This window comes from Gluconobacter sphaericus, assembly GCF_016757795.1.
GTDB lineage: Bacteria > Pseudomonadota > Alphaproteobacteria > Acetobacterales > Acetobacteraceae > Gluconobacter > Gluconobacter sphaericus.
The window spans coordinates 2,528,997-2,553,883 of the sequence record NZ_CP068419.1; the positions used below are offsets into that span (position 1 = coordinate 2,528,997).

Consider the following 24,887-nt stretch of genomic DNA (forward strand, 5'->3'; position numbering starts at 1 on the left):
CTCCGCGAACTTGCAGCCTCAGGGCGCAGGATCACGGAAAATAGGGTCTTCGTCGCCTGAGCGAAAGGGGTTGCTGTTCAGGGATGCGGGCTCGTGCTGGCGATCCGGGCAGCGAGTTGCTCGACGAGGGTCCGGGTCAGGGCAACCTTGCCGCTGTCGGTCGTCACAGAGCCCTGTGAGGTGAAGGAGGCACGGCTGCGCTGGACGGGCTGGTGTTCATCCGAGGGGATCAGTGCCCAGTCGGCCGTCAGGGCACCCTGACCGCTGCTGTTGAGATCCAGCCTGCTGATATTAACTGCAAGACGCAAGGCCGGCGTTTCTGCCAAAGGCTGCGTGGTTACGGCATAACCTGGCCAGTCCTGCCCTAGATGGGCGGCAAGAAGGTCGGTCACTCCTTGGGACAGACGGCTTCCCCAGCGCCCGTTGGGGCTGCGGTCAAGCTGGTCGCCGTGGCGTATGAGGATATCCTGACTGTCGATATAATCCGGAAGTGTGACATGCGACACGCTTAGGACAGGAGCTGAAGCGGGAAGGGCAGCGGTGTTTTGCGTAATGGCAGGTGCGCCGAGCGTGTAGAACTGGACGGGAGGTGCGGCGCAGCCTGACATCAGGGCGAGGGCCAGAAGAGATGCAGATCGGGTTATGAGCCGTGTCACGGGTTTGGTCTCCGGAAGGAACAGAGGGCGGCGGAACTGTCTGCTCATGGCCGGCGTCCCGTGAGGAGGAGCTGCGGATTACGCTCCACGTCTGTTGCAAAACCGCGCAGGGCAGACGCGGCGGCGGCGATATCCCGCAAGCTTGCTTCGAGATTAGCTCGGTCGGCAGAGCGTGGGGACGTCATGCTCTCTAAATTGGCCAGACTCTTTGAAGCCTGTTGGACGGCATCGTTGCTGTTCTGCAGGATGGCATGGAGTTCATGACCGCGCGCATTGAGCTGGGTCGTGCCCTCGTTGGCCAGCTTGTCTACACTGAGCAGTGTCCGCGTCAGAACAGGGTCGAGGTCCGTCACCGTCTTGTGGGCAGCATCGATCATGTCCCGACTGTGATCGGAGGTGTCACGAATGCTCTGCACGAGTGCTGGCAGGTCTTTGTCGAGCTGGTTTGAAAGCTTCCGGACTGATACCAGGGTCGCATCGGCGTTCTCGCCGATCTGCTTTAGGGGCAGGTCCTGAAGGCTCTGTGTCATGGCCGCGATGGTGGACTGCCTGGTTGGGATTTCGGTGATGCGGGCAATATCGGGATGCAGCACGGCCGGGATCGAGGGGGCGAAATCCAGATCAATTTCAGACGTGCCGGTGACGAAGCTCTTGAGGTTCATCTCGCCGCGCAAGCCCTGCTGGATGAGGTCTGCCATGCTAGGGCGATGATGGCTGTTGTTCGCCAGGATGATGTTGTCTGGACGCATTGTGACAAAGACGGGGATATAGGCGTCTTTGGTGGCGGGATTGTATTCGATGACGACACGGTCCACCGCGCCAACCTGTACGCCCCGGAATGTGACGGGAGAGCCAACAGTCAGTCCCGAAGAGGCGCCGTGGAACACCAGAACGGCTTTTTCCGTCCGGCTGAAAGGATGAAAATTGCCGAACAGGACGAACGCTGCGACGAGCAGGCCTGTCCCTCCAAGGACAAAAGCACCGACAAGAGCCTGCCTGTTCATCATGTGTTTCCTTCTTCGTCGCGTTCACGGTGCATGAAGGCATGCACTTGTGGGTCCGTACAGTTGTCCCGCAAATCGCGGGGCGAGCCATGGGCGATCGGGGTTTTTGTCCTGGGATCCAGGAAAATACCGTCATCGGCGATGTGGAACAGGCTCGGCAGCTCATGGCTGACGATGATGATCGTTGCGCCAAGTCCATCGCGCAGGTTCAGGATCAGATCGTCCAGTCGCGCGGAGGTGATCGGATCGAGGCCTGCGGAAGGTTCGTCGAAAAACAGAATGTCCGGATCAAGCGCAAGGGCGCGGGCCAGACCGGCGCGCTTGCGCATTCCGCCGCTGATTTCGGAGGGGTAAAGATCGATTGCCTGCAACATGCCGACGAAGCCGAGCTTCAGTTCCACCAGCCTGCGGATCACGGCGGGTTTCAGATCAGTGAACATCTGAAGCGGCAGGGCGATATTCTCGCCGATCGTCATGGAACTCCAGAGCGCGCCACTCTGGAACAGCACGCCGAAGCGATGGTTCAGCTCTGCGCGGTGGGCTTCGTCTCCGGCCCAGTAATTCTCATCTCCGACGTGATATTCGCCGGCGGACGGACGCAGCAGGCCGATCATGCTCTTGAGAAGCGTGCTCTTGCCGCAGCCCGAGCCGCCCATGACGGCGAAGATGCTTCCCTTGCGTACGTCGAGCGAGATGTTTTTCTGGATGATCTTGGGGCCGAAGGAGAGCGTGATATCGCGCAGGGACAGGACGGTCTGGTCAGGCATGTCTCAGATCCCCAGAACATCGGCGATGACGGCGAAGATCGCGTCGATCGCAATAACGCCCACGATCCCCACCACGACGGCCCGTGTGGCGGCAATGCCGACATCCGCGGCTGACCGCCCGGCCTTCAGGCCGATCCGGCAGCTCGTCAAACCGATGAAGGCCCCGAAGACAAGGCTCTTGGTGAAACCGAAGACGAACTGGCCGATCCCGAACGCTGTGACCGTCTGATGGAAATATCCCGCCGCCGTGATGTCCAGCATCGAGATGGCCACGACGAAGCCGCCCAGCATGCCAATCAGGCATCCGTATAGGTAAAGGAACGGCATCGTGATGATGAGGGAAAGGACGGCTGGTAGGATCAGATAGGTTGAGGTCGGGATGCCGAAAACGTTCAGGGCGTCAATTTCCTCATTGCCCTGCATGGTGGAAATCCGTGCGGCATAGGCGCCACCCGTCCGACCGGCCATAATGATGGCTGTCATAACAGCGGCCATCTCACGCACCATGGCAATCCCGACCAGACTGGCCACATAGATGCCGGCGGCGAATTTCTGAAGCTCGACAGCGCCCACGAATGCCAGGATCGCACCGATCAGAAAGTTGACGATACCCACGATGAGCAGAGCGTACGGGCCGGCATCAGCCGTATTGGCCAGCAGATCGATCATACGCATCCGGCTGCGACCGAGGAGCGTGAGGACGGCACCCTTTGCTGTCAGCGCGCCCAGTTCGGAGACGACGCCAACTTCCGTCATTGATGCGATAGCGTGATTGCCGACTGTTTCCAGAAAAGGGGTGCGGGCGGTCTTGTGATGGACGGGCTCGTCGGGGACTTCGGGCAATAGTTCGAGAAGCTGGCGCATCGGGCCGGGTAGTGTCTGCATATCCAGACTGATGCCGGCGTCATGGGCAACGCGCTTGAGATCCCAGAGGAACGCCACAAGTCCGGTATCCCAGACCTGGAGATCGGATGTCTGGAAGGATAGATGGGCGCCGGGCGCTTTTTTCAGCCCGTCTTTCGGGAAAACGGGGATATTGCCGGCCCGCGCCTGCCAGGTACCGCTCAGAACCATGACCGGTGCGGTCTGCTCACCCTGTAGATGCCACTGCGGCATTCTGTCTGCGGGCTGTGCGGCTGATGGCCCTGTTGTGGTCTGATCGGTCATGGACTCTGCATTTCCGGTCCTGACATCCCCTGATTCTGCAAAAGACAGAACGGAATGGAAATTCGATCACCGTCCTGACGTGGCACCTTATCGGCTGCAGGCAAAAGATCAATGCTCATGAAAGGTTCTGACACGCATCGACTGTACCCGAAGAACGCTGTTCTTTTCGTGCTGGGAGGGCTGACTGTTACGAGAATATTTCTGTTATGATCATTCTGTCACGATTTGGAACCTGAAAACCCTCTATGGCCCGCCAGCTTTCCCTGATTGTCCCGTTCTGGAACGAAGAAGCCGCTATCGGCCATTTCGTGCGGAGTATCCTGCCGGTCCTTGACGGGATTGCGGACACGGATTGGGAAATTGTCTGCGTCGATGATGGTAGCAGCGATGGTACTCTACGGGAGTTGAACGGATTTTGCGAAGTGGACCGGCGGTTCAAGGTCCTTGAACTGTCGCGCAATTTCGGCAAGGAAGCCGCGCTGACGGCTGGTCTCGATGCGGCGACGGGGGATGCGGTCATCATCATCGACGCCGATCTTCAGGATCCGCCCGAGATCATCCCGAAAATGGTTCAGGCCTGGCGGGACGGGGCGGAGGTCGTGCTGGGTAAACGGATCGACCGGTCCAGTGACAGTTTGCTCAAGCGCAAGACGGCGTCTTGGTTCTATGCGCTGCATAATCGCCTTGCCCATATCCGAATTCCAGAAAATGTGGGGGATTTCCGCCTGATGGACCGATGCGTGGTCGAGGCGCTCAAAAGGTTGCCTGAGCGTCAGCGATTCATGAAAGGCCTGTTCGCCTGGGTTGGGTTTCGGACGGTCAGTATCGATTACGTCCGGAAGCCCCGTGCGGCGGGTATGACGAAATTCTCTGGCTATTCCCTGTGGAATTTCGCTCTGGAAGGCTTCACCAGCTTTTCCTCCGCACCTATTCGGCTGTGGACCTATCTGGGAACAGCAGGTGCGCTGCTCTCCATGTTTTATGCGCTTTTTATCATGTTGCGGACGATCATCTGGGGCAATCCCGTTCCAGGTTATACGTCTCTGTTCGTTGCGATTATTTTTTTTAGTAGTGTGCAGATTATTAGTATCGGCATGCTGGGGGAATATATCGGCCGTATTTATATGGAGACGAAGCAGCGCCCGATTTACGTGCTCCGCCGCACGTATTAACGGGTCGAACGCGGTCAGGCATTCTGTTGCGTGATCGTAAAAAATAGCTACTCTTTTCCGTAAAGGATCAGGGCAGAAGAGAGAGACGGAACATGCCGGAGACGCTCGCCACAAAAAGGCACGCTTTTCTGAAGCGGCGCCATGTCCTGCTTGGGGGGGGTGCGACCTGTGTCAGCCAGATGACCGCATGCGCGCGACCGGGCTCTTCGTTCGATGCAGTGGACGTTCTCGTCCGGGATGCCATCAGAAGCGGTGAAGCTCCGGGCGCCGTGGTCGCGATCGGTCATGATGAAAAGATCGTGCATCGGTTCGTCTATGGAAAACGGGCACTGGCTCCGGTGTCCGAACCTCTGGATTGGGGGACGCGCTTTGACATGGCGTCCCTCACCAAACCGACCATGACGGCGCCTTCGGTCATGCAACTGGTCGAGCAGAAGAAGTTGCAGCTTGATGACCGCGTAAGTCAGTATTTCCCGGAATTTGCATCCAATGGAAAGGGTGATATTTCGGTTCGCCTGCTCATGACCCATTATTCCGGTCTGCCGCCGGACCTTCCCCTGAATGATCCCTGGACCGGTAAGTCTGAGGGGGTCAGGCGAGCCATGAAGTCTCCGCTCGCCAATCCACCGGGCGAGAAGTTCGTTTATAGTGACATCAATTACATTATGCTGGGGCTTCTGGTCGAAAAACTGAGCGGGATGCCGCTCGATCAGTATGCCCGGATTAATATTCTTGAACCGTTGGGTATGACGGAATCCGGCTATCTTCCGGCTGATAGCCTGCGTCCTATCATCGCTCCGACACAGTATGACGAGCAGGGCAACATGCTGCGCGGCGTGGTGCATGATCCGACAGCGCGGAGAATGGGGGGGGTGGCCGGCCATGCCGGACTGTTCTCGGATGCGCGGGACATGACGCTTTATGCACAGGCCCTTCTGGATCGTCTGAAAGGACGTCCGAGCCGCTTCCCCCTACGACGGGAGACGCTCATCCTTATGACTACGCCGCAGCAGCCGGCGGGAAAAACGGAGCTGCGGGGACTGGGCTGGGACATCGATACCCATTATTCTTCCCCGAGGGGAGACGTGTTTTCCCGCCGTTCCTTCGGGCATACTGGCTTTACCGGTACGTCTCTTTGGATCGACCCTGACAGCGACAGTTATGTGCTGATCCTGACAAACCGGGTCCATCCTTCAGGGGGGCATAGTGTCGTGCGGCTGAGACATGACATTGCCACTGCAGCGGGAAGGGCGCTCGGCCTTTCCGCGCCAGTTTAGTTGTTTTTCGCAGCTGCGTTTCAAGGAACGTGCCGGACACCGACGAAGGGGTGAGCCGGATCTTTAGGACAGGATCCGGGATAGAGGGCGATCAGTTCCAGAATATGCTGTGTCAGGGCATCGCGACTGGTTCTGATCCTTTCCCCTTCGGCCCGACGTACGGTATCGCTCTGCGACAGGAGATTGCCGGCATAACCGACTTCCCGAGCCATTTCAGCATCCGGTAGTGCGGAAAGCGGCACGAACTGGACCGGAAGGTTAATTGTCTGGGTTTTTGTGCGGTTAGCGTCAGCCTGAAGGCCGAAAACGGGCAGCGTGCCGGAACTGCTGACTGAGAAGCTGCCCGAGGACGTAAAGCTTCCCGACAGTGATAGCGTAACCGGACCGGAAATCATGGCGACAACCGGGTCGGCAACATGCTGGTTGCATTGCAAGGCACGAACGTTCCGGTCAAACCCTGTCTTTTGTTCGACTGTCCAGTCCTGCATATGTGAGGTACTGACTACGCCCGTTTTCGTCAGATCCATCTGGATGCCAGCAATAGCCTCACTGATCGTGACAGGGGACGGAGATCCCGTCGCACAGCCTCCGAGAAGGGCAACTGTCAGCAGGGCCAGAACAGGACGTCCGGAGGAAAATCTGCCTTTCATACGCCTCTCACTTCAGTCAGAAGGACTTTGAAGTCTTCTCCGGTTGGCGATGTGCCGGGAATGCCGATCCAGTTCTGGCGCGACAGCAGGCCATAGGCTTCATCGGCAATCTTCGTGAAGGTGTCCCACGGCATGAATGTGCGCGTGCCCCAGGTATTGAAGAAAATCCCTTCAGGATTGTAGCCCACGAGGGCAATGGCATGGCCGCCGACCAGCGTGCGATCGGAAATGGCGTTCCAGTCCCACGTCGCGCCCAGTGGAAGATCCATGAAGCCCTGTGGCACCTGAACCCCTGCGAGAACGCCCCCCAGATAACAGATGCTGCGACGGATACCGTCGCCGTCCTGTGGATCGATCGTGCCGTAAGCCGTCAGGTAATCCAGAGTCTGTCCTGGACGGTGCAGACCCTGACGCAGCCAGAAGTTTAGCTCGTCCAGCAGGACTGTTCCGTTGTCCCGGGCTCCCGTCTGCGGATCGAACCCGGTCACGGCTCCGTAGTTGTTCAACACCATATCCGTGGAGAGGAGGACCAGCCCCTGCGCGGCATGGGTCCATGTCGCCGTCAGGGCTGCATGGGCTGCGAACGCACAGCAGCCATATCGGTCATTGCCCCACATCTGATAGGGCACCTCTTCGGACCAGTCCTTCTGCATAGGAATGGTGGGAAGGTGTGCGGCCAGTATGGGCGCCAGACGGTAGGTTCGCAGATCATGTTTGGGCGCACGTTTGCCAAGGCATCGGAACATGGACAACTCCGGCAGGAACATAAATTAGGGAGCGGTTCAGGTGAGCCGCTCCTGTCTTTGGGGTGAGGAAGAGGACGGAGCGTCAAATGCCCTGATAGATCCGGGCACGGATCAGTTCCGGCGCCTGCGTGGTGCCAGCAAAAGGGGCCGCCGTAACGCCTGCAAGAGCTTCGACCAGCGGGATCATCGCGGACACCGTGCTCATGTAAGTGGCGGTGGAGGGCGAGTAGACCTTCACGATTGGCGTTGCGATGGCCAACAGGGTCTGCAGATTGGTGCCGAGGCTCTTGGCCCAGTCCCTGCCGGTTGTAACCGTGATGGAACCGTTGGAGTTGGCCGCAACCTGTGCGGTCACGCTTTTGATTTGGGCGATCAGATTATCGAATGTCGCTTTATCCGTAGCAGAAAGATGATTTTCCAGATCCGGAATGCTCTCGATGGCCTGAACCGCATAAGCGATGGCAGCGGCGTCACTGCTCAGGGCTTGAGTGTTGAAAGTAGTTGTGCTGCCAGTCGTGGTGCAGGCGCTTGTGGAGGCAAGAAGAACAGCGCCAAGGCTCAGGGCGATCAGACGGTTACGCATCAAAAGCTCCAGAAATAAAAAAAGCCGCCTCAGGGGGCGGCTATGGGTCATGAAAATGAAAGCTGTCTCCGGGCAGACGATTAGCCCGGTAGTGAAATGAGCGACGGTGAAATCAGTTGACGCGACGGGGCGGTTCACCGGCCTTTGGGTGCGTCGAGACCATGTCCAGTCCAAGTTTTTCGGCCTCTTTCGCACGTGAGGAGCCGACCGGCACCATGATGGCTTTTGCTCCTGGCTGGTAGGCGCTGGTATTCCAGCCCTTTGCCTGCGCGACCATGCTCACGATCCGGAACAGTGGGAGCAGCTTCGACGTGCTGGCCGGCGGCTTCCAGAAGCGCAGGGCCAGCGCGGCCGCGGCAATGAAAAATGTGATGATTGAAACAATGTCGCCAGCGTATTTGGCAGGCAGATAGGGCAGGATGGTCTGGAACAGCGATGTCCAATCCATTGTCATCTCCGGCTATGAAAAACCGCCCCGAAAAGGCGGGCGTGTCAAAACACTCTGCCGGTCTAGAGAGGAGTTTTCGCACGCACCAAGGAGAAAATGCCGTCAAGTGGAAATTGGCAATTTTCACACGCTTGCGGTGGCGCGATCAGCCGTTTGACGATCTTTCCTGAACACCATACGGTTCGGCATCATCACGAGTATTACAGGCGATTTCATGGCTTTCAATTTCAGGCTTGCTGCAGTTCTTGCAGTTTCGGCATTTTCTCTTTCTGCTGAAGCACATGCTGCTTCCACGAACCCGTTCTTTTCGGCAAGTACGCTGCCTTATCAGGCCCCCCGTTTTGATCAGATCACGGACAGTGACTACGCCCCGGCTTTCGAGCGTGGAATGGCCGAGCATTTGCGAGAGATTAAAGCGATCGCCAACAATCGCGCAGCACCGACTTTTGATAATACCATTGCTGCAATGGAACGCGCGGGCCAAACCCTCAACCGTGTGCAGATGACGTTCTACGGTGTTTACCAGGCCAACACCAACGATACGCTGGATAAGGTACAAAGCCAGGAAGCGCCCCGCCTGACTGCCCATGAAGATGAAGTCTATCTGAACGCGAAGCTCTTCGCCCGCGTGAAGTCGCTTTACGATCGTCGCGAAAAGCTCACCCTGACCCCCGAGCAGGCCCAGCTTCTCGACATCTACTACCAGCAGTTTGTCCATGCTGGCGCCCGGCTTTCGGCAACAGACAAGACAAAGCTGCGTGCGATCAATACACGCCTCTCCAACCTTGAGACGCAGTACGAGCAAAAGCTGATTGCGAGCGCCAAGAGCGGTGCTCTGATCGTGAACAGCAAAAAGGCGCTGGCCGGTCTGGATGACAACACAATCGCTTCTGCCGCCAAGGCAGCGCAGGAGCGTGGATTGACCGGAAAATGGGTCATTCCCCTTCAGAACACGACGCAGCAGCCTGCTTTGACTTCCCTGACGGACCGTGAAACCCGGCAGGCCCTGTTCGAGCAGAGCTGGACCCGTGCCGAGAAGGGGGACGAAAACGACACCCGCGCCACGATTTCCGAACTGGCAGAACTCCGTGCGCAGAAAGCTGCACTCTTCGGTTATCCGAATTTTGCTGCCTATACGCTGTACGATCAGATGGCCAAGACGCCGGAAGCTGCTGAAAACTTCATGCAGCAGCTTGTCCCGGCTACTGTTGCCGAGCAGAAGCGCGAAGCCGAGGTCCTTCAGAAGGCTATTCGCAAGGATGGTGGCAAGTTCGATCTGAAGCCCTGGGACTGGGAGCATTATTCCGATCAGGTGCGCCGTGCGAAGTACAATCTCGATCAGGATGAAATCAAGCCGTATTTCGAGCTTAAAACGGTTCTGACGGATGGCGTATTTTTCGCTGCTAACCAGCTTTACGGGATCACGTTCCAGCAGCGGACGGATATTCCTGTCTACCAGCCTGATGTCATGGTTTTTGAAGTCCATGACAAGGACGGTTCTCCGCTCGGCCTGATGTATTTCGATTACTTCAAGCGGGACAACAAATCCGGCGGCGCCTGGATGTCCAACTTCGTCGGGCAGTCCAAACTGCTTGGCACGAAGCCCGTCATCTATAACGTCGCCAATTTCACTAAAGCGGCCCCCGGCCAGCCGCAACTCATCACGTCCGACGATGTGACGACCATGTTCCACGAATTCGGCCATGCCCTGCATGGTCTGTTCGCAGACCAGACCTATCCGTCGCTGTCCGGTACCAGCGTGGCGCGTGATTTCGTGGAGTTCCCCTCGCAGTTCAACGAGAATTGGGCGCTGGATCCCAAGGTCCTGTCGCATTACGCGCGGCACTACAAGACCGGCGCTCCGATGCCCAAGGCCCTGGTTGAGAAGATCCGTAAGGCTGCACACTTCAATCAGGGCTATGCATTGGGCGAGATCGTCGCCGCATCCGAGCTGGACATGAAATGGCATAGCCTGCCCGCGACGGCACCGCGTCAAGACGTGGACAAGTTTGAGAGCGATGCGCTGAACAGCACAGGGTTGGACGTTGCAGCCGTTCCGCCGCGTTATCGCTCCAGCTACTTTCTGCATATCTGGTCTAACGGATATTCCGCCGGCTATTACGCTTATCTGTGGACGGAAATGCTGGACCAGGACGTATTCTCCTGGTTCCAGGAGCATGGTGGTCTAACACGTGAGAATGGACAGCGCTTCCGCGACATGATCCTTTCGAAGGGACACACCATGGATTACGGCCCAATGTTCCGTGCCTTCTATGGCCGTGATCCGGACATCACTCCGATGTTAGTGCATCGCGGGCTTGTTTCCGAACAGGGCAAATAATCATAAGCCGGGAGGAAAGACCTGATCTTTTCTCCCGCTCTTTTGTCTGGACAAAAACATGCCGACATCCATGCGCAGAATGAGCCGCTTTTTTTATTGTGCCCCATTCTCGCGATGCTTGCCGTGCTGTATTTTAGCCTGAAGACGTTCTTCGGCCTCGAAACCCCACTTTTTGGTGATGAATCCGGTCATATCCTTGGCGGACTGTCTATCGCCGAGGGTGATATCCTGTATCGCGATTATATCGACGCGGACGGTCCGCTGATTTTTGCTCTGTCCTGGCTCATCGGTCTGGTGACGGATTTTCACCACGCCTATTTCACGCGGCTCATCCCGGTTGTTTGTGCGAGGGCCAGCGCCGTGGCCGTCTTTCTATTTCCCGTTTGAAAACCCATCGGTTCGGTGCCTTGCAGCTAGAGGGATCGAAGAACCGTCAATTGATGTGCGTGGTCCGTGATTTCTGGCTTTTGGCGATTTGATTGACGGTTTCTGCGATGGCATCCGGTCTGCGTTTTGAGCAGATTGGGGGCTGTTACCCGCTTGATAGCTACGCTGCGGTGCTGATCCGCTGCAGAAAGAGGAAGCGGCGCATGTTGTAGACGATATTGGCCAGCCCGATCCTCATGGTGGCCCGGGTGATACCGACAGTTCGGACGAACAGTCCCGTCTGCGATTTCTGATCGGCCAAGACATGCTCGACGCGGGATCAGATCACGGACTTTCCTGCATTGAACCGCTGGATATGGAGTGGCATGGGTTTGAGATGCGGCTTTTTGCGATGAACCTTTGAGACAAAGCCCTGCTTTTCCATGAAGTCTTCATTGGCTTTGGAGCCGCGACCAGCGTGGCATCCAGGATCTGGCCGGACATCGGCAGATAACCGGCGTCCCGCAGGGTCGCATCAAAGCGCTCAAACAGTCTTTCAATGGCCTCCGCCTGTGTCAGGCGTTCACGGAACAACCAGACTGTTTTGGCATCAGGAACCCGATCTGAAAGTCCCAGACCAAGGAAACACATGAACGACAGGCGGTCGTTGATGAGATACTCTGTCCGCTCATCAGACAAATTGTTGAGCGTCTGGATCACCAGGATCTTGAACATCAGCACCGGATCAAACGGCGGTCGCCCGCCTTTGCTTCCGTCAGAATACGCCAGAGCCTTCTCCAGCTCAGGGCGGAAGGCCTCAAAATCCACAGTCCGGGAAAACGCTTCGAGCTGATCACCAAGCCCGCTCTACCGGGCAAGCCGCTCTTCAACGTCAAAGAAACCAGACTGCTTCATAGCGCCATTCCCTCAGTCAGAACCAGACGAATGGAATCACAGAGCAGACCTCAAAACCAGGGGGTTTTTCGAACCCTCCACGTCACCCCTGGAGCGGCCATGAGCGTGAGCTTTCGCAAGATCTTCCGCCCTGCGTTCTGAAAATATTCGCACAGGATTATCAGCGCGATTCGATTGAAAAGGCGTCTACATCCGCCGTGATCGTGTGGATCCGGCAGAACTGCAAGACGCTGGTACGATTTTTTCTTCCCAGAACCGTAACTGAAGATATGCTCTTGCCATGATACAGAAGACATTTCCCCGACGTAGCCTCTTTCTTGCCACTGCCTTGACAGCGGCTCTTCTTGCTCCGGTCACCGGTCATGCCGATCCGACAGCCGAGATCAGCCCGTCGCGCATGTCGGAGACGATGAAGATCCTGGCGTCCGATCGTTTCGAAGGCCGTGCTCCCGGAACAGCAGGGGAGAAGGTCACGGTTCCCTGGCTGATTGAGCAGTACAAGGCTTTGGGGCTTGAGCCGGCTGGTGAAAACGGCGGATGGACGCAGACTGTCCCCATGATCCGCACCAGAACCGCTGCGAACGGTTCCATCAGTGTCCGGAGCGGCGGTAGGGCACTTCCCCTGATCCAGCTACAGGACATCTATCTCTCGACGCTACTGCCGGAAGATCGGCTGCAGGTCAAAAATGCTCCAATGGTTTTCGTGGGCTATGGTGTGCATGCGCCAGAGCGTCACTGGGATGATTTCAAGGGCGTTGATCTGAAGGGCAAGGTCGCGGTTTTCCTCGTCAACGATCCCGATTTCGATGCGGATCCCGGTGAACCCGTCGCCGGTCGCTTCGGCGGCAAGACCATGACGTATTACGGCCGTTGGACCTACAAATACGAGGAAGCCGCTCGCCGTGGCGCCGTCGCTGCCCTGATCGTGCACGACACGGCCGCCGCGTCCTATCCCTGGAGCACGGTCGTGGCACCAGGCGGTGAGGCGTATGATGTGGAACATACTGCCACCGAAAGCCGTCCTGTCCCCGTTCAGGGGTGGCTTGAAGGCAAGGCTGCGGCTGCGCTCTTCCGCCAGGCCGGGCTGGATCTTGATGCTCTGCGGATAAAGGCTCGTTCCGAGAACTTCCATCCCGTCACGCTGAAGCGAACGACGTTCTCAGCCAACCTGCCGGTTACGGTCGATCGGCTGCAGAGCCAGAACGTACTCGCCAAGATCACAGGCGCGAAATATCCGGATGAGACCGTCATGTTCGGTGCCCACTGGGATGCTTACGGCAAAAGCACGGATGCGCAGGGGAACACTGTCATTCGACGTGGTGCGATTGACGACGGCTCGGGAATTGCAGCGCTGTTCGAAATCGCCCGTGCCTTCAAGGCTGGACCGACTCCCAACAGGACCATCCGTTTCGCCGCCTGGACAGGCGAGGAGCGCGGTCTGCTGGGATCCGGTTGGTACGTCGCCCATCCGCTGGCACCTCTGGACAAAACGGCTGCCAATCTGACGATGGATGTGCTCCAGATGGCGGGGCCTGCGCATAACGCGTTTATCATCGGAGCAGGGCAGGATACGCTTCAGGAGCAGTTCGCGGCCGCAGTCGCCCTTCAGGGGCGCACGGCCCAGCCGGAAGCGATGCCCGAGCGTGGCGCATTCTACCGCGCGGATCATTTGCCTTTCGCTCGCGCTGGTGTGCCGGTTCTTGCTGTCATGGATATGGCCGGCAAGTTCGATCTTCTGAAAGGCGGAACGGAAGCAGGCGGCAAATGGCTGACGGCCTATATGGCCTGCTACCATCAGGCCTGTGACGCCTGGAGCCCTGACTGGGATGTGCGCGGTGCCGCGCAGGACGTCTGGGCTGTGTGGAAAGTCGGGCATGATGTGGCCTTTTCCCATGACTGGCCACAATGGAAGGTCGGTTCAGAATTCGCCGCCATCCGCGAGAAAACTGCTCCGGCAACGGTTCAGTAAGGGACGCTTTTTCCGGTTTCGTTAGATCGTCCAGGGCGGAACCGGGCTATAGTGTTTAACCAGGAAATCGATCATCGCCCGGATTTTGAGCGGGACATGAGGCGTTGGAGCATAGACGGCGTGGAGTTCCGGCCCCGTCATGACGGGGACATCAAGCGGTAGCGGAACCAGCCGACCTGATTTCAGATCATCCGAAACGATGAATGTCGGCTGGTAAATGATGCCTTGTCCGGCTAAGGCAGCTTCGCGCAGGATATCACCGTTATTGGCATGCATGGGACCGCTCACCGGAACCGTGCGCTCCCCCTTCGTACCAAAACTCCAGCGTGCACTGCTGATTTCATCGCCCAGCGTATAGCCCAGACAACGGTGGTTCTGAAGTTCGGCGACAGTTTGCGGTATGCCACACTCTTCCAGATAAGATGGTGCCGCGCAGACTACGAAATTGACCTGGGCCAGCCGACGCGACCGCAGCGCGCTTGATGGCATCCGCCCTATACGCAGCGTCAGATCCCATCCTTCGGTAATTGGATCAATCCTCCGGTCATCGAGCCCCAGTTCGACCGTGACAAGGGGATGGCGGCGGCTGAATTCTGGCAGGATAGGCCCTACATGGCGGATAGCGAAGGAGACCGGTGCATTCAGGCGCAGGAGCCCGCGTGGCTCCTGGTTTTCTGCCGAGACTTCCTGTTCCATCTCTTCCAGATCCGTCAGGATTTTCTGACTGCGAATGAAAAAGAGGCGCCCCGGCTCCGTCAGAGACAGCCTGCGCGTGCTGCGATGAAACAGTGAGATCCCCAACCGGCTTTCCAGAGCGGCAATATGTTTCGTGATCATCGTCTGTGACAGACCCAGCGAGCGCGCGGCTCCTGAAAAGCTGCCCTGAGCTACGACCTTTGCAAAAACCTGCATGCCTGTGAAGCGATCAAGCATTTACCTCACACTCCTGGTGTCAGATCCTATCCTGAATCAGGGAATTATTCTTTTTGGGTGAGGGTGGCAAGATCAGCCCCGTCGCAAGGAACGGAGGTACTTACGATGCGTCTGAAAGATCAGAATACTATGCGGCAGCCCGCTCTTTTCCTGCCTCATGGAGGTGGCCCGTGCTTCTTTATGGAGTGGGGGACGACATGGGATCACATGGCAGCCTATCTCCGTTCTGTAGGGCCGTCCCTGCCGCGTCGTCCGGATGCCATTGTGGTTATGTCCGGCCATTGGGAGACGTCGGATATGGTCGTCGGATCAGCAGCCCATCCGTCGCTGATCTATGATTATTCCGGCTTTCCGCCTCACACCTATCAGCTTGAATATCCCGTACCCGGAGCCCCGAGCATCGCGGGGAAAATCCGTGATCTCGTGCGTAACAACGGCATGGCCTGTACGGAAAATGCCACACGGGGACTGGATCACGGTGTCTTCATTCCCTTCATGCTCGCATTTCCCGATGCGGATATTCCGGTTGTGGAGATTTCTTTGCCAGGGGCACTGGATGCTGCAGGTGTTCTGAAGCTCGGAGAGATGCTGGCGCCTTTGCGGGACGAAAACATCCTGATCGTGGGCACGGGCATGACTTATCACAACATGCGCTATCTTATGCGCCCCGGCGCCGTATCCGACGCCAGATCTGTCGCGTTCGACACCTGGCTTCAGCAGGCGGTCGAGGCTCCGCCCGCTCGTCGCACACAGAGCCTGCTGGATTGGGAGCAGGCCCCGTTTGCGCAGGAGTGTCACCCTCAGCCGGAACATCTCCTGCCGTTGATGTTCGCTGCGGGAGCCGCGGGAACCGATGCAGGTTATCGCGATTATAGCGATATCGTCATGGGGAAGGCCCTGTCCGGTTTTCGGTTCGGCTGATGTCCTCAACTCACTTCATCAAGAAAGATCATGACATCATGAAAGCACGTTTTTTCAAAAGCGCAGGTGCTGCGTTCGCTCTCGCAATCCTGTCTTCTACAGCTTATGCCGCCAACCCTGCGGATGTGCAGTCCGGCGCCTATACTGTCGAGACCAGCCATACGCAGATCGGTTTCTCCGTGCTGCATTTCGGCTTCACCTATTATTCCGGCCAGTTCTCCGGCGTCACCGGCGCGCTTCAGCTTGATACGACCCATCCGGACGCCTCGCACCTGAACGTGACCATCCCGGTTTCCAGCATTTCAACCACCAGCGCAGTTCTGACAGGCGAACTTAAGAACAGTGAATGGTTCGATGTTGCGAAATATCCGGATGCGACCTTCGTCTCTACGCAGGTCCGCCGCACGAGCAAGGATGAGGCCCTGGTGACTGGCAACCTGACGCTTCATGGTGTCACCCATCCGGAGGTCCTGCATGTCCATTTCGTAGGTGCCGGCATTAACCCGATGGACAAGGCATATACAGTCGGTTTTCAGGCTGAAGCGACAATCCATCGCAGTGATTTTGGCGTAAAGAAATATGTCCCCTATGTCGGCGACGATGTGAAGCTGACGATTGCCGGGGCGTTTGAGAAGACTGCCGCGAAATAACGCGCATAAAAAAACGGCCCACGAGAGTGGGCCGTTTTTTTACACTGTCCGGAAAGATCAGGACGTCTTGCGTACTTTCCATCCGGTTTCCTTGAGTAGGAAGCCAAGCAAGATGGCTATTCCGATACCGATGACCAGTGGCAGGAAGGCGGTATGGAACTGTTCCATCGTCTCGGGCGCATCCTTGCCCATCAGGGTGGAAACGAGCGGCGACATGATGCCTGTCGTTCCGAACACGAGGAAGTTCATGACGCCGGCAGCCGTTCCCTTGACCTCGGGCGGATTGACTTCCTTCATTGAGGAGAATGGGATCATGGCCGCACCGGACGCAATACCCATGATCAGCGCCACGGAGTAATGCGGCATAACGCCGACCGGTACGTAAAGTGCGCAGAGCGACGCTGCCAGCAGAACCAGAGCACCGCCGATCAGGACGGGCTTGCGACGGCCGATCTTGTCGGAAATCCAGCCCAGAAGCGGGCAGCCGATTACCCAGCCGATGGGAACCATCGAGACATCCGTGGCCGCAAAGCCCATCGTGGTGTGCTCGCCCTTGCTCAGCATCAGTGCCCCCCAGCCCAGAGCGCCGATCGTGGTCGGTACGAAGAGCAGGCCGCCAGCAAGGCCGGCAATCCAGCTCTGCGGATTGGAGAAGATGATCTTGAAAGGACGCAGCAGGTTGGCCATCGAAAAATCGCCATGGTGCTGGGCACTGTCACCCGTATCGCGCGGCATGACAAAAAAGATTGCCACGGCTAGCAGGAGTCCGATGACACCAAATCCCAACCAGACGGACTGCCAGGGAATATGGAATGACCCATGCGGATCGATCAGGATGCGCGTTGGCTTGGAGCCAAAGGCAGCCCCGGCCATGCCCATGCACTGCGTCAGACCAACAAAAAGCGCCAGAGTCCGGGCCGGAAGATAACGTGCGGCAACGTAGGACGCGCCGACGAACGCGCAAATAGCGCCGATACCCTGAATGATGTAACCACCAATACCCGCAACAAGGCTACCCTGGCCGAAGATCAGGCAACCCACGCCCGTGATGGCAATGAAAATTGGCATGATGGCATGGGCGCCATAGCGGTCTAGTAGCACGCCCACGGCAAGGGCCATTAGCGCGTAGACGATGTAATAGGACGCAATCATCAGACCGAGATGACTGTTGCCCCAGGCTCGTGTCAGCTCATCCTGCATGATGCCGGGGGCGGAACGGATGGCATACTGATAGAAATAAAACAGCGCGCATAGAAACCACGACAGCACATAGAGCGGCTGAAGTTTCTGAGGTTGCGTCGGGGACGGATTCAGAGGCTTGGGCGGCGCCTGAGTTGTTGTGCCAGACATAAAATTCTCCAGAGTGTCATAGTTGGCCTGTCAGACCGGAAACCATGATTGTGAGGGCGCAGAATTATTGAAAAAATTCTGTTTACGATTGGAAATTCTTGTCAGGTAATGTGAATATTTCACCAGGTGTTATTGCTGGAAGGGGTAGTAACGGAAGGTCACATACACCGTGTGTCCGTAGGTCGTAGGGTCGACGGCATGGTCCGCGCCGTCATTACCCTTGAAGGCAAACTTCCGGATATAGGTGTACTGAAGCCCACCCATGACACTGCCGTAATGCCCGTCCATAAAGTGCCACCAGCCGCCCGTCGTCAGGGAAGCCAGCGTTCTCGTCTGGGCGGAGCACGTTCCGAATTCGTATTCACAGCCGGACAGGTTCAGGTCTGTCGCGCCATAGCCATGCTGGATGCCATCGGCACCCAGATAGGTGCGGCGTCCCGCGCTCTCCACACCGCCATAGGTATAAAGCAGTACGGAGCGTGCTGGATGTCCAACCAGCCCGAGCGCCCCCATGATTTCCGGGATCGGAGTGAGATTGCCGTTGCTGTCGAAGGTCGTATCGGGAATGAGGCTGGGTCCGTAACGCCCGATACCCTGACCAGCGAGTACGTTTCCGGTCAGCTGAAGCTTGTCCGTTCCAAGCGGAACGGTCATGCCTGCCCCCACACCACCGCCGAACTGCGTGCTTTTGTGAGTATGGTTCTCGCCAGCTGGCTGAACCAGTCCACGGAACCAGCGGGCAAGGCCGAAGACCTCATAATGCCCGAATGACGTATCAACCGCCGTCTTGAGGACGATGTCGGGAGCTGGATTGTATGTGTACTGCGTGTTCGGGTTCAGCAGAACGCCGCCGCTATTGGCGTAATAGACCCGCGGCCCGGCCAGACGCCCATAACTGGCCGGGAGGGTTCCTCCGGAGCTGAGTGTATCGGAGAAACCGACCGTCGCCTGTGGGTCCTCGATCGATAGCGCGATCCAGTATTTCTTGTCCCAGTCCTTGGCGATCCGGATTTGCGGGACACGGGTAAAGGTAATGCCCGGGATCTGGTTGTTATCCGTCACTGCCGGGAGCTGTTCCTGACGGGGAATGACACCCTTGGCATAATTCGTTGTCAGGCTCCAAGCTTGGCCCATGAGGACGTGCAGCCCCCAGTCTTTCTGTGTGAACGTGAAATATCCCTGTCGCAGACGGGGGGTATAACCGTTGACCTGCACACTGTTAGTCGTCCCGCCAGAGCCGCCGAAATCGCTTTCAATATAAGCTTGAAGACGCACGGACTTGGTTGGGTTAGCTTCCAGAAGGGTGGAGAAACGCGAAAGCTGTGCCGAAAAGCGTTCCTCGCTCAGTCCGTGATTGGGACTGTTGGCATACGGGAAATTGTTCCATGCCGTCGCAGGGCCACTGGTCATGTTTGAACTTCTCCAGATATTGGAGAAATCGATGAACCCGCCCAGCCTGACCGTCAGATTGCCAATCTGGAAGACCGGTGGAAGATGATCCACTTCCGTCTGCGTAATGGCGAGTGGACTGGACGATGTCAGGTCGATGGATGTCCGGTGTGCTTCATTGTGCTGATTGCCTAGCCACTGGAACAGCGGTGGCGGTGTCTGGTGGGTTGGCGTAACGTTTGGGGTTGAAGGGAAAGTTACAGCGCCTGTCGTGACGCTGTCCGGAGCGAAGCCTGATGTTGAAACTGGCATGATCCCGGTGCTGGGGCGGGGAAAGCTGCTGGCCGGAGAGGACGGCGATGTTGTCGCGCGGGCGGTTTCGATTTTGGGGATCTCGCCCTTTATTGGCACCCTACGTGCGACGGACGTTTTCGGGGCGTTCGGGCGGGCTTCATGGGAGGCCGATCCTGCATGACGACGTTGCTCGATGGCCTGAAGGCGACCTTCGAGCATGCGCATCTCTGCTTTGATCGCGGCCAGTTCCTGGTCGTCGGCGCTCTGGGCAAAGGCAGGAAGGGGGGAGCCAATGAAGAAGACAGCGCCCAGGAGAAGTCTGTACCGTTTGGGCAAGTCATTTCCCGTGATTTTCAGGCCACCGAGAGGAGACACACTTTTCCCTTCCTAAAATCCGTCCAAGGAATTCCATCAGTTACCTGACCGCCATGCCGATGGGCATTCCCCGTCAGGAGAGACTTACGCGTTCACGGAAGTTTGGAAATTGACATATCTCAAAAATAACGAAAATTACACATTATTTATGGATTAGAATAAAATCTTACCACGTTTCGTGGGGGTGTATTTACTATTCTGTCGTGGATATTTAACAATTTTTATATTGGAGTCAGGATATCGAGGAGGAGTAATTCAAGGGCGGCCCTCCTCAATAATGATTTTCGTATTTTCTTATTTGGCCTTCTTTTTCTTACCCTTGGAACGCTTCTCCTTTGCCGCGCTCTGGGATGGGGCGGATGTTCCGCCCTTTGCACGGTCGATCACGAAGCGGGCGTAATCGTCCATATCGCCGTCGAAAGGAACGATCTGGTTGTCTGCGGCGAGCCAGAGACGGTCTGCGACCAGTTCCATCAGCGAACGGTCATGAGTGATGAGAATGACCGCGCCTTCGTAACTGTTTAGGGCGTCCAGCAGGGCGCGGCGGCTGTCGATGTCCAGATGGTTGGTTGGTTCGTCGAGTATCAGCAGATGCGGGGCAGCCATGGCGACCATATTCAGGAGCAGACGTGCGCGCTCGCCACCGGATAGGGCCTCGACCTTGGTGCCCTGTTTTTCGAAATGGATGCCAAACTGTGCCAGACGGGAGCGATGTGACTGATCGCTGTCTGTCGGACGGGCTTCGCGCATGATGTCGAGTGGGGTCTGCTCGGGATCGAGCGCCTCGATCTGGTGCTGGTGGAACCAGCCAACCTCAATGCGGGGAGAGCGCGAGACTTCGCCGGAGCGGACTTCAAGGGCACCTGCGATCATTTTCGCGAAGGTGGACTTACCGGCGCCGTTAACGCCGAGCAGACCGATACGGTCATCCACGTCGAGCCTGAGGTTCAGATCACGCAGGATGGCCGGATCATCGCCATAGCCGACCTCGACGTTTTCCAGCCGGATCAGGGGCGGGGCGAGGGGGCGGGCCGGTGAGGGAAGCAGGAATGGCGAGACTGAGGCTTCGATCGTGGTTTCGATCGGTGTCAGTTTGGCAAGGCGCTTGACGCGACTCTGGGCCTGCGCGGCTTTGGCGGCGGAGGCCTTGAACCGGTCCACGAAGGACTGGAGATGTGCGCGCTCGGCTTCCTGCTTGGCGCGTGTGGCGCTTTGCAGGCGAATCTTCTCGGCGCGCTGACGCTCGAAATCGTCATAGCCGCCGGTGTAAAGTTCCAGCTTGCCTTCCGTGACGTGCAGTGTGAAATCGACGGAATTGTTTAGCAGTTCGCGGTCATGGCTGATGATGAGCGCGGAATGAGGATAGCGGGCGAGGCGCGCTTCCAGCCACAGGGCACCTTCTAGATCGAGATAGTTCGTCGGCTCATCGAGCAGCAGTAGGTCAGGTTCTGCAAACAGCGCGGCGGCCAGGGCTACACGCATGCGCCAGCCGCCGGAGAACTCAGCCATCGGGCGATCGAGGTCGGCCGTGGAGAAGCCCAGACCATTAAGAATTTCTGCGGCGCGGGAGGGGGCGCTGTCGGCGTCGATTTCGATCAGGCGCATCCAGATATCGCCCATCCGCTCCGGATCGGCGGTCTCCAGCTCGGCCATGAGGGCAGCGCGTTCGGTATCGGCTGCGAGGATTGTGTCGATCAGGCTGATGGGAGTGGCGGGGTGTTCCTGATCCACGGTTGCCACACGGGCGGCGCGGGGGATGACGATCTCACCGGAATCCGGCTGAAGCTCGCCCTTGATCAGTTTGAAAAGCGTGGACTTCCCGACGCCGTTCCGACCGACCAGAGACACCTTGGACGGGTTGGGCAGGTTGGCGCTTGCACGATTGAAGAACTGTCGTCCCCAGGCGTTGAAGACAAGGTTTTCGATCTGAAGCATGGGTCAGGATGGTCCGGTGGCGGGTAAAACAGGAGAGCCACGTCTATAGCAGTTTTACCGCTCCGGACAGGGACGAGGCGGATCTTTTCCGCCTCGTTGGAGTGTTAGTGGGTGCGAGTGGCGAGCCAGTCGTGGATCTGGCTCTGGGCCGCCTGAACGGCTTCTTTGCGGGCTGAAACGGCATTGACCGCATGGGCCGTGGCGATTTTCGCACCGGTTGTCTTTGTGGAAGACGGGTCTTTTTGAAGTTCGGCCAGAATGTCCGGGTTATTGGAATGGGCGGCAATGGCGGGCAGGAACCCGTCCTGTGACCAGGGCGCAAGATGTGTGCGGATCTCGGCCTCATGCTGACGTACGAGTTTCCAGACAAGATCCGGATTTTCGCTGGCAGAGGCGATGGACGACAGTGCCATGGAAATACGGCCGTTCGGAATGGCGCCGCTATAGGCCAGTTCCACATTGCGACGGATCAGGTCCGGGTCGGAAGCATTGGCGATGGCCTGGAAGAGGCGGAGCTTGAGTTCGGTCGCCTGCGTATCGCGAACTTTCTTGGCCATAATCTCCCAGGTCGCGGCATCGGCATGTTTCATCGCAAGGGCCGAGACCGTACCGACCAGATCGGGACGCAGGGAGGCCGGGTTCTTCAGCCAGATTGCAAAACGGCGTTTGGCTTCGGCCAGTACGGCCGGATCATTGAAGGTGCCGAGTGCCGAGATAACGGATGGGCGCAGCATCGTGTCCAGAACGCTCTCATGCGGCTTTTGGTCCCAGCCCAGACGCTTCAGGACCGGGACAAGGCGGCTGCGGGCATAGGCCTGGAACGCAGGGCGATCCGGGCTGCCGATTTCATAGAAATCGAGTGTTTCCAGCTTGCTGATGATTTCCTCAAGCGTGGCAATGTCGGTCTCATGGGCGGCGGTCAGGCGGTCTACGAGGTCAAAATATGAGGATAGCGCGCCATGCCCGGCCCGGAATTGCGCGAACTGGTCACCAAGAATGTTGGCACGATCCACGGGAGTAAATTTTGAGATCGATGCGGCGATCGGGGCGAAGGCCACATTGTCATAATGCACGCGGTAATATCCGCTTTCGCCCAGATCGAGCTTGAGGGGCGCATTGCAGCGGGGCAGGGTGAAGGTAGCGGGTTCTGCACCAAGGACCAGCTTTTTGGTCGTAAGACCGGGGCCGCCGGCGACAACCGGAATGTTCCAGGTCAGAGCCTTTGCATTCGGGTCATGGATCGTAAAGCGGCTCTGCGTCAGGGTGTAGGTCGTCTGGCCGTTCTTGCAGACGGCGGCGACATTGACCTGTGGAATACCGGGCTGTTCGGTGAAGCTGCGGGCGACCTTGCCGACATCCTGTCCGGACGTGGTGGAGAGAGCGTTCCACAGATCCTGACTGGTCGCATTGCCGAAAGCATGGGCCTTCATGTAGGCGCGCATACCATCACGGAAATGGTCTTCGCCAAGCCAGCCTTCCATCATACGGATGACCAGTTCGCCCTTACCGTAGCTGATGCCGTCAAATGCGGAATTGGCTTCGCTCACATTGTGGATGACCTGCTGGATCGGATGGGTCGTGGACAGGGCGTCCGTTGCCATCGTGGCTTCGCGGGTCTCGTGCTGACGCGGCCAGATGTCCCACTCCGGGTTCATCTTGTCGGTCGCCTTGATTTCCATCCAGGAGGCAAAGCCTTCGTTCAGCCAGATATTGTCCCACCAGCCCATGGTCACCAGATCACCCGACCACTGATGTGCCATTTCATGTGCGACAACTTCATAGATCAGTTCGCGGGTGCGGGGTGTGCTGTTCTTCGGATCAAACAGCAGGACGTTGTCGATATAGGTCAGCGCCCCCCAGTTCTCCATCGCGCCGGCCTGATAGTTTCCGGGGATGGCGAGCATGTCCATTTTCGGCAGTGGATACTTAATTCCGAAATAGTCGTTGTAATAGGGCAGGATTTTTTCGGCAGCCCCAAGTGCGTAAGTGCCCTGCTGTTCAAGACCGGTAGGGGCGAAAACGCGCAGGGGTGTTCCGTCCGCCTTGCCGTCGACAGATGCCACATCACCCGCCACCAGTGCGAGCAGGTAGCTCGACATGCGTGGGGTGGGGCTGAAGGAGACGCGCTTGGTCTTTTCGTCCTGTTGCGTCGTGCCGATGATCGGCATGTTGCTCACGGCGGCATAGTCGAACGGCAACGTGACGTTGAGCTGATAGGTCGCCTTGAAGGCAGGTTCGTCCCAGCCCGGGAACATCCGGCGTGCGTCGGCGACTTCGAACTGCGTGACGAGCATCCGCTTTGGCTTGCCTGCCGGGTCGGTGTAGTCGTCAACATAGATGCCGTTCGGCGTTTTCAGGATGGGGCCGGAATACTTGATGGCCAGCGTGTGGACGCCGGCCGGAACCGGAGCCGGGAAGTGCAGAGTGACGGTTTCGGCGGCATCATCCTGACGGATCTCGGCCTTCTGTGAGTTGTCCAGAAGGGCACTGGCCAGTTTGAGGCCGGCCTGATTGAGCGTGATATCCGCAGTCGGGCTCTGCACTTCAATCCGGATGATCTCGTCGCCCTGAAGCGTCAGATGATCCATGTCGGTTGTCAGATCGATGATGTAGTCCGTCGGCACGACGGTTTTGGGAAGCTGACCCGGTGTTGTGGCGAAGGAAAACGTGCCTTCAGCATGGGCCGGGAGTGCGAGGGGCAGGCCTGCAAGCAACGTTGTGAGGACCAGAAGACGGCGCATGAAATGCAGTTCCTTGAAACGGTTGAATGATGGGAAACGGAATGGGCCGTTCGTTTTTTGTTACAGAGACGGTGGCATAGCGTCGTCATGCGGAAAAGTGTCTCTCCCTAAAAACCTTGTCATCTCTTGACAGGTTGGGGCTTTCACGGCTTTTTCTGAGGCAGAAGGCAATGGATTCTGCCTGACCGTTCCTGGTCGAACCGCTTCATCCGGAAGCTGATGATTCCTGTCCCTCGTC

At 57.7% G+C, this 24,887-nt stretch carries 21 protein-coding genes, 1 pseudogene and 1 riboswitch; of the genes and pseudogenes, 7 read left to right on the forward strand and 15 right to left on the reverse strand.

The features are described from left to right. Positions 1–77 precede the first annotated feature (77 nt). From IGS75_RS11955 to IGS75_RS11970, 4 genes are read right to left on the reverse strand one after another with little or no spacing between them, the layout of a single operon-like run. Positions 78–656 carry a PqiC family protein gene (locus tag IGS75_RS11955; protein ID WP_337249220.1) on the reverse strand — a complete coding sequence of 193 codons (579 nt, stop codon included), beginning with the start codon at positions 654–656 and terminating at the stop codon, positions 78–80. Positions 657–700: 44 nt separating this feature from the next. Further along, the gene (locus IGS75_RS11960) at positions 701–1,660 is read right to left on the reverse strand and encodes an MlaD family protein (protein ID WP_202258554.1); all 960 of its coding nucleotides are present in this window, start codon (positions 1,658–1,660) and stop codon (positions 701–703) included. Continuing rightward, complete coding sequence (locus IGS75_RS11965; RefSeq protein ID WP_141353804.1) at positions 1,660–2,427, reverse strand: ABC transporter ATP-binding protein; 768 nt, start codon at positions 2,425–2,427, stop codon at positions 1,660–1,662. Before IGS75_RS11965 ends, IGS75_RS11960 begins: the two co-directional genes overlap by 1 nt. Positions 2,428–2,430: 3 nt before the next feature. Then, positions 2,431–3,594, reverse strand: a complete 1,164-nt coding sequence (locus IGS75_RS11970; RefSeq protein ID WP_202256963.1) for an MlaE family ABC transporter permease — start codon at positions 3,592–3,594, stop codon at positions 2,431–2,433. Between the two features lie 245 nt (positions 3,595–3,839). On the opposite strand from IGS75_RS11970, the gene IGS75_RS11975 reads away from it, so the two are divergent. Together IGS75_RS11975 and IGS75_RS11980 are read left to right on the forward strand one after the other, a co-directional pair. Next, positions 3,840–4,766 (forward strand): glycosyltransferase family 2 protein, encoded by a 927-nt coding sequence (locus tag IGS75_RS11975; RefSeq protein WP_202256964.1) that lies wholly within the window; start codon positions 3,840–3,842, stop codon positions 4,764–4,766. A 92-nt stretch (positions 4,767–4,858) separates the two neighbouring features. Beyond that, positions 4,859–6,043, forward strand: a complete 1,185-nt coding sequence (locus IGS75_RS11980; protein WP_202256965.1) for a serine hydrolase domain-containing protein — start codon at positions 4,859–4,861, stop codon at positions 6,041–6,043. A gap of 20 nt (positions 6,044–6,063) precedes the next feature. Here the strand turns inward: IGS75_RS11980 and IGS75_RS11985 are convergent, their stop codons facing one another. The 4 genes from IGS75_RS11985 to IGS75_RS12000 all read right to left on the reverse strand — a co-directional run bounded on the left by IGS75_RS11985 (position 6,064) and on the right by IGS75_RS12000 (position 8,470). Then, entirely contained in the window at positions 6,064–6,693 is a 630-nt protein-coding gene (locus IGS75_RS11985) for a hypothetical protein (RefSeq protein WP_202256966.1), read from the reverse strand. Further along, positions 6,690–7,439: a hypothetical protein gene (locus IGS75_RS11990; RefSeq protein WP_202256967.1), complete on the reverse strand. Its 750-nt coding sequence runs from the start codon at positions 7,437–7,439 to the stop codon at positions 6,690–6,692. Before IGS75_RS11990 ends, IGS75_RS11985 begins: the two co-directional genes overlap by 4 nt. 82 nt (positions 7,440–7,521) lie before the next feature. Continuing rightward, positions 7,522–8,022, reverse strand: coding sequence for a hypothetical protein (locus tag IGS75_RS11995; protein WP_202256968.1), 501 nt, complete (start codon positions 8,020–8,022; stop codon positions 7,522–7,524). Positions 8,023–8,134: 112 nt separating this feature from the next. Continuing rightward, positions 8,135–8,470, reverse strand: a complete 336-nt coding sequence (locus tag IGS75_RS12000) for a hypothetical protein (RefSeq protein ID WP_202256969.1) — start codon at positions 8,468–8,470, stop codon at positions 8,135–8,137. Positions 8,471–8,684: 214 nt separating this feature from the next. Between IGS75_RS12000 and IGS75_RS12005 the strand changes: the two genes are divergently transcribed. Both IGS75_RS12005 and IGS75_RS12010 read left to right on the forward strand, forming a co-directional pair. Further along, the gene (locus IGS75_RS12005; RefSeq protein ID WP_202256970.1) at positions 8,685–10,811 is read left to right on the forward strand and encodes a M3 family metallopeptidase; all 2,127 of its coding nucleotides are present in this window, start codon (positions 8,685–8,687) and stop codon (positions 10,809–10,811) included. Between the two features lie 96 nt (positions 10,812–10,907). Then, the gene (locus IGS75_RS12010; RefSeq protein ID WP_202256971.1) at positions 10,908–11,198 is read left to right on the forward strand and encodes a hypothetical protein; all 291 of its coding nucleotides are present in this window, start codon (positions 10,908–10,910) and stop codon (positions 11,196–11,198) included. A gap of 160 nt (positions 11,199–11,358) precedes the next feature. Here the strand turns inward: IGS75_RS12010 and IGS75_RS15920 are convergent, their stop codons facing one another. After that, on the reverse strand, positions 11,359–11,499 hold the full coding sequence (locus IGS75_RS15920; RefSeq protein WP_456306158.1) for a hypothetical protein: 141 nt from the start codon (positions 11,497–11,499) through the stop codon (positions 11,359–11,361). Positions 11,500–11,624: 125 nt separating this feature from the next. Beyond that, positions 11,625–12,092 (reverse strand): annotated as a pseudogene (locus IGS75_RS15925) (transposase); the annotation flags it as partial. A gap of 280 nt (positions 12,093–12,372) precedes the next feature. Between IGS75_RS15925 and IGS75_RS12020 the strand changes: the two are divergent. Then, positions 12,373–14,061: a M28 family metallopeptidase gene (locus tag IGS75_RS12020; RefSeq protein WP_202256972.1), complete on the forward strand. Its 1,689-nt coding sequence runs from the start codon at positions 12,373–12,375 to the stop codon at positions 14,059–14,061. 21 nt (positions 14,062–14,082) lie between these two features. Here the strand turns inward: IGS75_RS12020 and IGS75_RS12025 are convergent, their stop codons facing one another. Beyond that, the gene (locus tag IGS75_RS12025; RefSeq protein ID WP_202256973.1) at positions 14,083–14,994 is read right to left on the reverse strand and encodes a LysR family transcriptional regulator; all 912 of its coding nucleotides are present in this window, start codon (positions 14,992–14,994) and stop codon (positions 14,083–14,085) included. A 105-nt stretch (positions 14,995–15,099) separates the two neighbouring features. Between IGS75_RS12025 and IGS75_RS12030 the strand changes: the two genes are divergently transcribed. Then, complete coding sequence (locus tag IGS75_RS12030) at positions 15,100–15,915, forward strand: DODA-type extradiol aromatic ring-opening family dioxygenase (RefSeq protein WP_202256974.1); 816 nt, start codon at positions 15,100–15,102, stop codon at positions 15,913–15,915. A gap of 38 nt (positions 15,916–15,953) precedes the next feature. Continuing rightward, positions 15,954–16,565 carry a YceI family protein gene (locus tag IGS75_RS12035; protein ID WP_141353279.1) on the forward strand — a complete coding sequence of 204 codons (612 nt, stop codon included), beginning with the start codon at positions 15,954–15,956 and terminating at the stop codon, positions 16,563–16,565. 57 nt (positions 16,566–16,622) lie between these two features. On the opposite strand, the gene IGS75_RS12040 is transcribed toward IGS75_RS12035, so the two are convergent. From IGS75_RS12040 to IGS75_RS12055, 4 genes are all read right to left on the reverse strand, one after another. Next, positions 16,623–17,915, reverse strand: coding sequence for an MFS transporter (locus tag IGS75_RS12040; protein WP_202256975.1), 1,293 nt, complete (start codon positions 17,913–17,915; stop codon positions 16,623–16,625). Positions 17,916–18,044: 129 nt separating this feature from the next. Beyond that, positions 18,045–19,934 (reverse strand): hypothetical protein, encoded by a 1,890-nt coding sequence (locus IGS75_RS12045; protein ID WP_408876450.1) that lies wholly within the window; start codon positions 19,932–19,934, stop codon positions 18,045–18,047. Positions 19,935–20,267: 333 nt separating this feature from the next. Continuing rightward, positions 20,268–21,908, reverse strand: coding sequence for an ABC-F family ATP-binding cassette domain-containing protein (locus IGS75_RS12050; protein ID WP_141353274.1), 1,641 nt, complete (start codon positions 21,906–21,908; stop codon positions 20,268–20,270). A 104-nt stretch (positions 21,909–22,012) separates the two neighbouring features. Then, the gene (locus IGS75_RS12055) at positions 22,013–24,649 is read right to left on the reverse strand and encodes a M1 family metallopeptidase (RefSeq protein ID WP_202256977.1); all 2,637 of its coding nucleotides are present in this window, start codon (positions 24,647–24,649) and stop codon (positions 22,013–22,015) included. Between the two features lie 157 nt (positions 24,650–24,806). Further along, a riboswitch (Fluoride riboswitch) is annotated at positions 24,807–24,885 on the forward strand. The last annotated feature ends 2 nt before the right edge of the window (positions 24,886–24,887 follow it).